This is a genomic window from Geomonas oryzae (genome assembly GCF_004117875.1).
Lineage (GTDB): Bacteria > Desulfobacterota > Desulfuromonadia > Geobacterales > Geobacteraceae > Geomonas > Geomonas oryzae.
Genome location: NZ_RAHW01000002.1, coordinates 281,289 through 293,040, shown reverse-complemented (window position 1 = coordinate 293,040; position 11,752 = coordinate 281,289). Strand labels below are relative to the sequence as shown.

The 11,752-nt window shown below is 60.5% G+C and carries 7 protein-coding genes; 3 read left to right on the top strand and 4 right to left on the bottom strand.

All coding sequences use genetic code 11. From position 1 onward, the window contains the following. The first annotated feature begins 15 nt into the window (after positions 1 to 15). Positions 16 to 918, top strand: coding sequence for a sensor domain-containing diguanylate cyclase (locus tag D6Z24_RS06005; RefSeq protein ID WP_129125661.1), 903 nt, complete (start codon positions 16 to 18; stop codon positions 916 to 918). Positions 919 to 958: 40 nt separating this feature from the next. Here the strand turns inward: D6Z24_RS06005 and D6Z24_RS06000 are convergent, their stop codons facing one another. Further along, positions 959 to 2,944 carry a methyl-accepting chemotaxis protein gene (locus tag D6Z24_RS06000; protein WP_129125660.1) on the bottom strand — a complete coding sequence of 662 codons (1,986 nt, stop codon included), beginning with the start codon at positions 2,942 to 2,944 and terminating at the stop codon, positions 959 to 961. 286 nt (positions 2,945 to 3,230) lie between these two features. Between D6Z24_RS06000 and D6Z24_RS05995 the strand changes: the two genes are divergently transcribed. Next, positions 3,231 to 4,664 carry an ammonia-forming cytochrome c nitrite reductase subunit c552 gene (locus D6Z24_RS05995; protein ID WP_407925412.1) on the top strand — a complete coding sequence of 478 codons (1,434 nt, stop codon included), beginning with the start codon at positions 3,231 to 3,233 and terminating at the stop codon, positions 4,662 to 4,664. Between the two features lie 231 nt (positions 4,665 to 4,895). Here D6Z24_RS05995 and D6Z24_RS05990 read toward each other — a convergent pair whose 3' ends face one another. The 3 genes from D6Z24_RS05990 to D6Z24_RS05980 all read right to left on the bottom strand — a co-directional run bounded on the left by D6Z24_RS05990 (position 4,896) and on the right by D6Z24_RS05980 (position 10,565). Continuing rightward, entirely contained in the window at positions 4,896 to 5,498 is a 603-nt protein-coding gene (locus D6Z24_RS05990; protein ID WP_129125658.1) for a short chain dehydrogenase, read from the bottom strand. Between the two features lie 48 nt (positions 5,499 to 5,546). Then, positions 5,547 to 8,543, bottom strand: coding sequence for a BamA/TamA family outer membrane protein (locus D6Z24_RS05985; protein ID WP_129125657.1), 2,997 nt, complete (start codon positions 8,541 to 8,543; stop codon positions 5,547 to 5,549). A 381-nt stretch (positions 8,544 to 8,924) separates the two neighbouring features. Then, entirely contained in the window at positions 8,925 to 10,565 is a 1,641-nt protein-coding gene (locus tag D6Z24_RS05980; RefSeq protein WP_129125656.1) for a mucoidy inhibitor MuiA family protein, read from the bottom strand. Between the two features lie 350 nt (positions 10,566 to 10,915). On the opposite strand from D6Z24_RS05980, the gene D6Z24_RS05975 reads away from it, so the two are divergent. Beyond that, positions 10,916 to 11,719 carry a hypothetical protein gene (locus D6Z24_RS05975; RefSeq protein ID WP_129125655.1) on the top strand — a complete coding sequence of 268 codons (804 nt, stop codon included), beginning with the start codon at positions 10,916 to 10,918 and terminating at the stop codon, positions 11,717 to 11,719. Positions 11,720 to 11,752 lie beyond the last annotated feature (33 nt).

Below are 11,752 nucleotides of genomic sequence, written 5' to 3'. Positions count from 1 at the left end.
GAAGGAGTACGTGTCATGGATCTCAGCAGCGTTTCATACCTAAAGATCATCGAAGAGCTGCGTGACGGTCTGTACATCGTCGACATGGACCGGAAGATCGTCTTCTGGAACCACGCCGCGGAAAGGATCTCCGGCTACAGCGCGGATGAGGTGGTCGGGAAGCCATGTGCCGACAACATCCTCTGCCATGTCGACGATATAGGTCTAAACCTCTGCTGCAGCGAATGTCCCCTCGCGAACACCATAGAATCCGGCACTCCGCACGAAGCGCACGTCTTTTTGCACCACAAAAACGGGCACCGGCTGCCGGTCTCGGTCCGGGTCGTGCCGCTCACCGATGACCAAGGCAAGGTAATCGGCGGCGTCGAGATGTTCTCCGACGACAGCTTTACCGCTGCCAACGAGATGCGGCTGCAGGAGCTGGAAAAGCTCGCCCTCCTGGACGGGCTCACCCAGCTTGCCAACCGCCGCTACCTGGACCGTGAGTTGGAATCACGCCTCGAGGAGCTGAACCGGTACGACATCCCCTTCGGCGTTCTCTTCATGGACCTGGACGACTTCAAGCGCATCAACGACTGCTACGGACACGAAACCGGTGACCGGGTGCTGCAGTTCGTTGCCGGAACGCTGAGCGCCAACTCCCGCCCCTTCGACCTCTACGGGCGCTGGGGAGGGGAGGAGTTCGTCGGCATCGTGCGCAACGTCACCGCGGCGAACCTGAAGCACATGGGGCAGCGCCTGCGCAAACTGGTAGAGAAGTCCTTCCTCCTCGTGGATGACGCGCATCTGCGCGTCACCATCTCCATCGGCGCCACCATGGCGCTCAAGACCGACACGCTGCAGACCCTCCTGCAGCGCGCCGATTCACTCATGTACCAGAGCAAGACGTCCGGCAAAAACCGGCTCAGCATCGGGTAGCGCGCCCCGCCGTTGGCAGGGACGGGGCGCCTCGATCCCGCTACAGCTTGAAGCGTGCGACGATCTTTTGCAGGTCGTCCGCCATCCGGTTCAGGTGGGCCGCGGCGTCCGCCGTTTCGTGGGCCCCCCGCGCGGTCTCAGAGACCACGTCCTTTATTTGGTGCACGTTCGTCGATATCTCGCCGGTCACCGCGGTCTGCTCCTCGGCGGCCGTCGCGATCAGGTCGATCTGGCGGTTCACCTCGTCGATCACCTCCAGGATGCGGTGCAGGGCCTCGCCGGATTTCCTGGAACTCTCCATCCCTTTTTCCACCTCGGCAACGCCCAGATTCATGGTCTCCACGGCGCCGCCGGTCTCGGACTGGATCGTCTTTATCATCTCCGCGATCTCCCGGGTCGCCCGTGTGGTGCGTTCGGCAAGGGCCCGCACCTCGTCCGCAACGACGGCGAAACCTCTTCCCTGTTCACCGGCACGCGCAGCCTCGATGGCCGCATTCAGCGCAAGCAGGTTCGTCTGGTCGGCTATGTCCTCTATGGTTCCCACGATCTCGCCGATCTGGTCCGAACGGGTCCCGAGGTTCGATACGGTGCGGGCCGATTCGCGCACGTTGGCCGCTATTTTCTCCATCCCCTGCAGCGTCTCGTGCAACACTTGGGCGCCACCTTGTGCCGTGTCGGTCGCCCGCTTGGAGGACATCGCCGCCTCACCGCAGTTTCTGGAAATCTCGTTCGAGGTTGCCGACATCTCTTCACTTGCGGTTGCCGCGGTACCGGATTGGAAGGCGACTTCCTCGGCCGCAGTGGCTATCTGTTCCGCCGTGCTGCTCAACTGGTGACAAGCGCTCGAGACTTCAACGGTACTCTTGGCTATCAGAGCGACGATGCCGTGCACGTTCTCGACAAAGCGGTTGAACCAGAGGCTTACTTCTCCCAGTTCATCCTTTCGTTCGGCAGTGAGCCTACTCGTCAGATCTCCCTCTCCCTGGGCGATGTCTTTCAGCATCGCGAGGAGTTGTGCGATGGGGTGTGTTATGCCGCGCATGATGATGAAACAGACAATGACGGTTACCACGCACAGGGCCAAGGTGGACAGAAGAGCCACGAGCAATGAGTGTCTTGCCTCGGCGGCCTGGCCTTCCGCAGTCACGATGATCCTTTTTGCCAGCTCATCCTCCAGCTCTTTCAGTACGTTTATTTTTTCCGAAGCGCTGGCGAACCATTCTTCCGGCGCGATGCCGAACCCTCCGCTCACCCCCTTGGCAAGGACAGCCGAGCGAATCTGCCGGGTTTTCTCGAAGCTTGGTTGAGCCGACTTCTCATCATACGAACGCAGGACCGATTCCGGCGCGAAGGTCCTGAACTGTTCGAGGTAGGTTTTCTGGGCGCCCGCGATGTCGAACGTTCTTTGGTAGGTCTCGTCGTCAAAGCGGTCCGCGCTCAGCACCGCGTTCAGCGTAGCGCGCTCTTTCCCGGCTTCTTCCTTCGCCTTGACGAAGGCGTAGTAGGCGGACGCTTCCCTCATGACCTCGGGGGCGCCGCTCGTTGTCGCCACCTTGGCGATGACCCTGGTGTACGCCTCGATGAGTTTCGTGTAGAACCCGAACGACTCGGAGCCTTGAATCTGCAGCGCGTCGATCCGGCCTCGTGTCTGCTGAAGGGAGGAGAGTACCGTGCCGGCTGCGTCGAACCCGGGTCCGGCTGCGGCAAGTACTGAGGCGTTGGTCGTAAATACCTGCTTTACCGCAGCAAGTTTCTGGTTCACCTTTTCACGTTGTCCGTTCAGCTCGGCACCAAACTTCGCCCCCTTTGTATTTATGAATCCGGAGGAATATCCTCGCTCCTTCTGGATTTCGTGGATCAGGTCACCTACCTGTACCGCGAATTTCGTAAGGGTCTCCGTCTGAACCATCCTCTGTGACAGGAGATAGTTGTTTCTTATCCCCCAGGAGGCGAACATCACCATGCCACACAAGGGTACGACGAGTAGCAGCAACAGTTTGTAGCGAATCTTCAGGTTCTGTAACATGTGCCCCCCAAAAGTGATAAATAAACCATTGAAAACGAGCTTGAAATACTTGTCGGTTACTTTAGTAACTTCTTTATATGTATACATCTTTGACTTAGGTCAAAAACGATCATCAATACCGCTGTCTGATTTATTCCTTTGTGCTGTTCCTATGACAGACTGCCGGGTGGGGGAGGACATCTGCAGAATTGGTGGTAGACTGTGGGGCGTTTTCCAATCAAACCATGAGTAAAAGGAGGCACAAATGCGGAGCAGGAAAGCAAGGTATCTTTCAGTTTTCGCTTTTATGACTGCGGTTTTGATCTGGAGTGCGTGCGTGCAGAAAAGAATGGACCCGGTAACCAGTGAAATGGCACCGGAAGGCAAGGTAGATCCAGCCGATGCCGCCATAGACCCGGCACGCTGGGGCAAGCTCTATCCCATTCACTACCAGCAGTGGAAACTGACCAGCGAGCCTACCCCGGCAGGTCTCAGCAAATACAAGAGGGGGTACGACGTCGGTGAGGAACGGCGCGACAAGCTGGATGAATACCCGTTCCTCGCTCTTTTGTACAACGGTTGGGGGTTCGGGGCCGAGTACAACGAGCCTCGCGGCCACTATTACATGGTGCAGGACCAGCTCGAGGTCGATCCGGGGAGGATCAAGGCGGGCGGCGCCTGTCTCACCTGCAAGACACCCTACGCGCCGAAGCTTGCCAAAGATATGGGGGCTGCCTATTTCCCGACACCGTACAAGGAAGTGTTGGCGAGGCTTCCCAAGGATAAGCAGACCCTGGGGGTTGCCTGCATCGATTGCCATGACAACAAGGGGATGGCCCTGAGGATCTCGCGCGGTTTCACGCTCGGTAAGGCGCTCAAGGAGATCGGGCTCGACGAGACGAAACTGACCAGGGAACAAAAGCGGACCTTCGTCTGTGCCCAATGTCACGTGACCTACATGATCCCGAAGGACAAGGACATGCACTCCACCAACGTGATCTTCCCCTGGGCCGGGAGCCAGGAAGGTCACATCACCATCGAGAACATCATCAAGCAGATCAAGAGCTCGCCTGCGAACGGGGAGTGGGTCCAGGCGGTTACCGGCTTCAAGCTCGGCTTCGTCCGCCACCCCGAGTACGAGTTCTACTCGAATCAGAGCCCGCACTACATGGCCGGCGTAACCTGTGCCGATTGCCACATGCCCGTGATGACCGCCGACGGCCAGGAGCTTACCGACCACAGGATCATGAGCCCCTTGAAGGGGAGCATGTCCGCCTGTGCCGCCTGCCACGGCGAGACTCCGACCCAGCTAAGGCAGAAGGTCATCGACATCCAGGATCGTTTCACCGACCGGTATCTGAAAGCCGGGTACGCCGTGGCGACCGATGCGAAACTGTTCGAGATGGCAAACCGGGCGAAAGGGGCCGGCAAGCAGATCGATCAGGAGCTGTACGGGATGGCGCGCGAGCACTACGAGCAGGCCTTCTACCGGCTCGTGTTCGTTGGGGCCGAGAATTCCACCGGTTTCCACAACCCCGCAGAGGGGATGCGTGTCCTGGAGGATGCGGTGAATCACGCCTCCGCAGCCGACATGCACCTGCGCCAGTTACTCGCCCAAGCCGGCGAGAAGGTACCAGAGAAGGTCGACCTTGAACTTCCGAAGTACCTCAACAACCGCGGCGCGAAGAAGCTCCAGTTCAGGCCGGAACACGAGGTGAAACCGCCGACGATAGTGCGGTAGACGTGTCCGTACTTAGTCCCTCTCCCTCCGGGAGAGGGTGCCCGAAGGGCGGGTGAGGGCGTTGCACAAGGCGAGACTGGAGCTTACCGCAACGCCCTCACCCTGGCCCTCTCCCGGAGGGAGAGGGGAGGTGGACGTACTAGCGGAACATGGTGGTCAGACAAAAAAAGGGCAACGGCTCGTTGGAAGACCTTCCCGCGCCGTTGCCCTTTTTGCTGCCTCTCTCTTCTCTCAGGCGAAGTCCTTGGCGTTGATCACGGTGCCGCTGCGCGTGCCGTGGATGCTCGACCAGTAGGCCTGTGCCACCTGCTCGGCGGGCATCCCGCCGGTCGCGTCCATGCCGAGCGCTTCGAGTGTTTCCTTGACCCACGGCGGGCTCACCACGTTGATGCGTATGCCGCGCGGCATCTCGAGTGCGGCGGCGCGCACGAAACCTTCCAACCCCGCGTTGATCATGCTGATCGAGGCGCTCCCCGGCATCGGGCTGTGGCTTAAGACCCCGCTCGTCAGGGTAAAGCAGCCGTTGTCGCTGATGTAGTTCATCCCCACCCGCACCAGGTTCACCTGGCCCATCAGCTTGCCGAAAAGCCCGGTCTGAAAGTCCTCGTCGGAAAGTTCCGCCAACGACCCGAAACGGGCGACCCCTGCGGCACAGGCGAGGGCATCGAAATGGCCCACCTCCTGGAACATCCGCTCGATGGACTCCTTGCTCGACATGTCCACCCTGTGGTCGCCGCTTCTGAAGGCGACCTTGACGACGTCGTGCTCGGTCGCCAGGAGTTTCGCCACCGCCTTCCCTATGGTTCCCGTCGCTCCCACCACGATAATCCGCATGTGCTCCTCCTGTTAAGCGGTTATGGTTTGAGGGCCCGGTGTTTCTCTTTAGAGCCCCAGGTACAGCGCGAAGTATATCTGATCTTCGCCGTCCTTGTTGAACCCGTGAGCAAATCCCAGCGCAGGGGTGACCTTGGCCCAGTAGCCGATGGTCAGATCGGCGCGCAATTCGACACCGGCGCCGACTCTCGTTTCGTCGCCTGCGAAGGGGCGCAGACCGCCCCAAACCTGACCCGCGTCTACGAAAAGGGCGGTGTGCAGCTTTTCTGCGAAGGCGGGAACGGTGCCCGGCCCGGAGAAGGGATACATGATCGGAGCCCTATACTCGATGGTTCCCGTTGCCACGTATTTGCCGGTCATGGAACGGAGCGGATAGCCGCGCAGCGGGTACGGGTTGAGGTCGGACGGCGCACCGCCCAACTGGAAGGCCTGCTGGCCGTATTGGAGGTCGCCATCGGCGAAGGCACCGGCCAGGCGCAGATACAGCACCTGGTTCCCCGGCTGCCGAATCGGCAGATGCAGGTACTCCTGCCAGGTCGCGCTGTACTCGGAGAGGTTGATGTCGCTCCCGAACCCTTTGTCGAAGCGGCGGTACAACAGCGATACCCTCCTGCCTTCCTCCGAACTGATCGAATAGGGGTACTTGAGCACGTTGTCGAAGTCTATTCCCGCGAAGAGGTTGTCCCTGCGCCCCTGAAAGACGGGAACGCCATGGAAGGTGCCGTCGCTCGCCACTTCGCTCAGCGCCTTCTGGTCGAGAAGTTCGTAGCCGGCCCGCAGGCGGTAGCGCGATTCGAGCCGGTTCAGGGGGACGGCGGCCTCGACGGATAACCCGCGGTTCAGTTCGTAGTAGTCGTTGCCCGTCTGGAAAAGGTCCCCGTACAGAAACGGTTCGTTGTGAGCCCTGAGGGTGAAGGTCGGGTAGAACGAGTCGTTCTGGTAGATAAGGCTTCCGTAGCCGCGTTTGCGGCCGTCACTGTAGGCGCCGCTTACGGCGTAGGTGTGGTAGCCGAGCGCGTCGCTCCCGGCGGTATAGGCGCCGATGGCGACCCCCTCGCCGTCGGCGTAGAAGCGCGGCAGCCAGAAGCGCGGCGCTATCGTCTTCATCGGCGAATAAGAGGTCGACGGCAGTAACGCCGGTGTCTCAGCTGTAACAGCCTGGACAGCAGTGGACTGGACAGTTGCAGCCTCCGTGGTCGCAGTATCGGGTCTGCCCCCTCCCGGTGCGGTCGGCTCCGATTGGGGAGAAGCGGGGAGGGCGCGGGTAAGCGGCAGTGAGGGACCGCGGCTTTCACTCCAGGCCGGGCGATCCAGTTGGAATGCCGCGATTCTGAAACCGTGCGAGGTGTAGTGCGCTATCAGCATGCGGCTTCCGTCGGGAGAAGGCTCGGGCTGCAGGGCGCCGGTCAGCAGGTGACTCACCTGGTAGCTCTTGCGTGCCTTGAGATCATAGGCAAAGACGTTGAAGACACCGGTCTCGTCCGAGATGTAATAGACGACCGCTCCGTCGGGCGACCAGGCGGGGTAGGCGAGGGAGTTGCCCGCGCTTATCAGGACGCGCTCGGATTTCCGGTCGATGTCATAAATCATGAGGGAACTACGGCCGTAATTGTCGGTCCGGACGTAGCTCAGCATGCGGCCGTCGGGCGACCAGCGCGGAGCGGAGACACGCTCCCCTTGGTAGCGGGTCACGGAGGAAGGCTTCGGGTTTTGCGGCCCAGCCGGATTCTCGAAGATCACGAGGTTCTGGCTCCCGGCGCCGCTTTGCACCGCAGCAAAGAGTTTCCCGTCCGGGGACAGCTGCACTTCGCCGAGGCGCTCGCCCTTGCTGATTCGTGTGGTGCGGTCATGGTCGAGATCGTGGACGTAGAGGTCCTGGTACAGGTCGAAGCCCCGGGTGATCTCGGCTTGGGTGAAGTAGATGCGTTTGCCGTCCGGCGACCAGCAGATGCTCCCGTCGGAGAACTGGCGCCGGAAGCTTGCCAGCACGCGCCGGCCGGTGGCATCGGTCACAACGATCGAGGTGTGATCGTGCGGGTCGCGCCTTGTGAACGCGATGCGGCCTCCATCCGGTGAAAAGCGCGGGGAGGTGAGGTTTTCACCTTCGTCGCTGATGCGGGAGAGCGGCGTAAAAGGCTTCTGCGCGAGGGTAGCGATCCTTGCGCTTTGCTCCTTTTTCAGCGCCGCGAGCATATCTTCGTACACATCGCGATAGCTGTTGCCGTTGAAATTCCTCTTGGCGGGCGCACTGATGGTGTATGGGACGCGCCCGGCATGGGCCTGGGTGAGCCTTCCCGCCGCATCCTCGCCGTAGGTCTTGGCGATGTAGCGCTGCAGGCGGTAGCCGTAGATGTAGGGGAGGCTGCCCGCGGGCCAGAAAGGCACGTCGCCGTTGATCTGGTCCACGCCCGGGAGGTTGTTTTCCGCTACGGCCGCACGGAAGATCATGTCGTAGTAGCTCCCCTTGCCGCGCCCCTGGCCGGTGTACTTCGTCTCGGCCCAGGTTGCCATCCCCTCGTGCCACCAGCGCGGCATGAAGGTGTTGGGCGGTGCCGTCGCGAGGAACATGACCACGGCGATGGGATCCATCCACGGAAGCGGTTTGCCGAAAATGGCGCGGGTCACCTTGGAGTAGCCGCGCGCCGGGTCGGCGGAGAGGATGTGGGCGTACTCGTGCGTGATCAACGTCCTCATCCAGTCGTCGTACTCCCCGAGCGTGGAGGCGAGTGAAGGGGGGACCACCTGCAGGTAGATCGTGTTGTACGGGATGGTGATGGCGAGCCCGTTGGTGAAGTCGCTGTCGTCGATTAGGACCACCTGGGTCTTTTCCGCCGGTTGCCACTTGAACTCCAGGGTGAGCTTTTCGTGCGCCTCCTCGGCCATGCGAGCGGCCTTTTGCGCCGCAGCCTCCAGCCCCTGGTGATAGTGGATGGCGAAGTGAGCGGTCTCAATGGTGGAGTAGCTGAACCCGGTGTCGAATTTGGCCGCCTGTGCGGTGGTTGCCAGGCAGAAGAGGGCGACGACGGCAAGCATCAGAGATTTCATGGGAACCTTTCCAAAGGGTGGAATTAGAGATCGTTCCTACGGTCCTCCGTGGGAACGCACGTTCCGGACGCTCCAGCGTCCCCGTAAGCAGACGCCGGAGCGTCCGAGGCTTTGCGTTCCCACGCTGGAGCGTAGGAACGATGCAAGGGTGGGATTGCTGTTGCTGGGGGGGGAGGCGGCAGCCTCAACTGACGGATGCGTGATCAACTAAGGCAAATCCCCCCTGTCCCCCCTTCGCAAAGGGGGGAACATAACGCCTGCTGCTCTGCTTCGTGGAAACGGTCACCCTGCTTTCCCGGAATTCCCTGATGAACCTTCGCAAAGGGGGGAACGCTGGGTCATATTTATTGCCTGCATTTTCCAGGGATTGATCGACCAAACTTACTCGAGCCCGACGAGGTCGCGCCCCTTCGGGTAGTCGATGACGATGTCGTAGGAGACCTTCCGCTTCTCGCCCGGCGCAAGTTCGAGCTTCCAGATGAGGGTGCCGTCCTCCTTGGTCTCCGCGGGTTTCAGCGAGAGTTCTTCAACCTTGACCCCGATCTCTGCGTTCCCCGGCAGCGGCTTCTGGTCTTTCAGTTGCACGGAAACCGGACGGGCCTTGAAGTTCTGCAGCTCGATATCGACATGATAAGTGACGCTGCTGTCAGCGATGAGCCCCCCTTTTTTCTTCACCCTTGCCACTTCGCGCTTCACCTTCACCTGGTCGTCGCTGCCGAAGTAAAGGTCGAAATCCTCGCCGGAAGCGACCGTTTTCAGCTGGCTTTTGCCTACGAAGACGGCGTCGTTGAAGATGTTGACCTCGCCGGCAAGAAGCGGATAGGTGGTGCGGTTGGTGACGGTGGACTTCAAATAGGCCCTTGGCGAGAGCTTGGGCACCGTCTCGTAGCCGACGGTGACCGGGAGCTTTTCCGTCGCGATCACGCTCTGCGCATGGCTGCCGTCGGCGGTGACGTCCACCGGCTGCACCACCTGGAACTGCACCGAAGTCTGTCCCTGCGCAACCTGGGCCGCACCGAACTCAGCCTGCTGCATCCGGTCCTCGGCGGGTGCCGCCGGGGCCGCGCCGTACGCCGGCGCAGCCATTTCCATCTTGGCGCGCGGCAGGTACGGAATGGGGCGCGGCGGCTCGTAGAAAGAAACGCGCCAAGGGAAAAGCTCGGGCGCACCGCCGCCGGAGGCGGGGCTTGCCGTGGAGAGGGTAAGCTTCACCCCGGGCCAGTCTTCACCGGTCATCTGCCAAACCTGCGCGCGATAGACAAGCTCCGCCTCTTTACCGTCCGCGGAGAGCCGCACGTCGTAGGTCGGAACCCAGGTCGCCTGGGGGACCAGGTAGCTGAGCTCCATGTCGAACTTCATCTCGCGCTCGGCCTCGATCGCCACCTGTACCGAGCGCACCTCCTTCATCCCGTCCGCCCGGTTCTGCTCCAGCTCCTTTTTCAGGGCGGCGATGCGGTCCTGAATGGGACGCTTCTCCGCCTCCGTATCGTAGATTTTCTCCTCGATCTTGCCGGTGTTCTCACCGACGAAGCGCATCGCCTGGTCGAGTTCTCCCGTGATCGGTTTTCCCGCGCCGATCTCTTTCGAGATCCTTTCACCATAGCCGACCCTGATCGAGTCGACGAATGCCTTCTGCGCCGCGAGCGCTTTGCGGCGGGCCTCGATGCTCTCGACCTTGCGGGTGAGTTGCACGATCTCGTCCTCAAGGTCGCGCACCCGCTGTTCACGGGTCCGGTCCAGGAAGACCTTTTTCACGGAGATGCCGGCGATGCGCGCGCGGCCGGATCCCTTTCCCTCGGCCCTGAGCGACTCCTCCATCATGAGCTGCGGCATGTCGTCGAAGTTCAAAAGGTTCATACCAGGCTTAAGGGTGAGGGCCGCATGACGGGTAACCTGGGCACGGTCGGAGAACACCGTGACCGCCGTGATCCTCGACTGCGCTTGCAGAGTGCCGGTAGCGGCGTGCAGGGAAAGCGGCCAGGCAAGCAGTAGGGTGATCAGGAACAATCTTAAAGCATGCATTTGACACCTCGGTTCCAAGTATCGGTTATCGTGAACGGCGGACGGATATCCTCTTGTGATGGCTTGCAAAATCCCTGTTTCTATAGCGCGTCCGTGATCGCAAGTCAATGAGTATGGACTCAGGGGTGCAGCGCGCGGCGCCGGAACCTGCCTCTTCTTTGCATCGGTCTCGAACTGCACGCATCACTTGATGGTAACACACCGGTTTTCCACGATATTTGAATACTCTACTTATTTTGTAGGCAATGTATCTATTTTTGTTGACTGAAATAGTTGAATAAAGTATCTTGCCTAAAATTGCACGCTCCGGTGTGCTTTGTTTTTTCGAATCGACGGTGGGGGGAGGGGCCATGAGGATAGACGAGAATAAAATGCGGGAGCTGGCAGCCCGGACTTCTCCGTTTTCTCCGGACGAACTGCGGCGGGAGGAGAACGTTTTCTTCATAGGTGGCAACCTTCCCGAACGCCAGACCATAGAGACCCTGTACGAGAGTCATTACCAGAGCAACGCCGCTCTGTTTCACCTCACCTTCGGCGATCGGGACCGCTTCGGCAACGGCGAGAACCTCGCCCGTCTTATCAAGAAGAACTTCAATGCGCGCTTGACCGGCAGGCTTGACTTCGCCGCTACCCCGCAGATGATCGATCGCGCCTATGCTGCCGGCATCGATATTCTCGACATCCCCCTGCACTTTTACGTTTCTGCATCCGCTGCTGGCGAGGGGGGCGAGCATGAAGAGCGGGTCAAGGCCCTGGCATACGCCCGCACCATATTCCCCAAGTGGTCCGTAGTCTCTACTCTAGACGCGGCCCAGGCGGCTCCCGCTGTCATCAAAGTCGGAATAGATGCACTGCTCGAAGATGGCATAGTCCCGCTGGTTGAGCTGTCGGGAGACGCTGCCGGGGGCGTTGAAAAGGACCTCACCCAGCTGTTCGGTCACCTACAGTCCGGTTGGCAGAAGAAAAAGGTGCTGGTGAAGCCGCTGCTGCCGCTCATTTACCTGATCACGCCCCTCGCGCCGGCGACGCGTAAGGGGATCCTGCGCGGCTTCATCGACAGCGTTGAAGACCGTCGCCTCCTCGCTACCTCCGACCTCAGGCGCTTGCTCCGTGTTAAGGAAGTGGCAGAATCTTTCGAGTCGTCCGGGCTGTAGCCTGTGTCATGCAATCGATCAATCAAGAGGGCA

Coding starts and splice junctions, on each gene's coding strand:
- D6Z24_RS06005 (WP_129125661.1), top strand. CDS start 16: ATGGATCTCAGCAGCGTTTCATACCTAAAGATCATCGAAGAGCTGCGT.
- D6Z24_RS06000 (WP_129125660.1), bottom strand. CDS start 2,944: ATGTTACAGAACCTGAAGATTCGCTACAAACTGTTGCTGCTACTCGTC.
- D6Z24_RS05995 (WP_407925412.1), top strand. CDS start 3,231: ATGACTGCGGTTTTGATCTGGAGTGCGTGCGTGCAGAAAAGAATGGAC.
- D6Z24_RS05990 (WP_129125658.1), bottom strand. CDS start 5,498: ATGCGGATTATCGTGGTGGGAGCGACGGGAACCATAGGGAAGGCGGTG.
- D6Z24_RS05985 (WP_129125657.1), bottom strand. CDS start 8,543: ATGAAATCTCTGATGCTTGCCGTCGTCGCCCTCTTCTGCCTGGCAACC.
- D6Z24_RS05980 (WP_129125656.1), bottom strand. CDS start 10,565: ATGCATGCTTTAAGATTGTTCCTGATCACCCTACTGCTTGCCTGGCCG.
- D6Z24_RS05975 (WP_129125655.1), top strand. CDS start 10,916: ATGAGGATAGACGAGAATAAAATGCGGGAGCTGGCAGCCCGGACTTCT.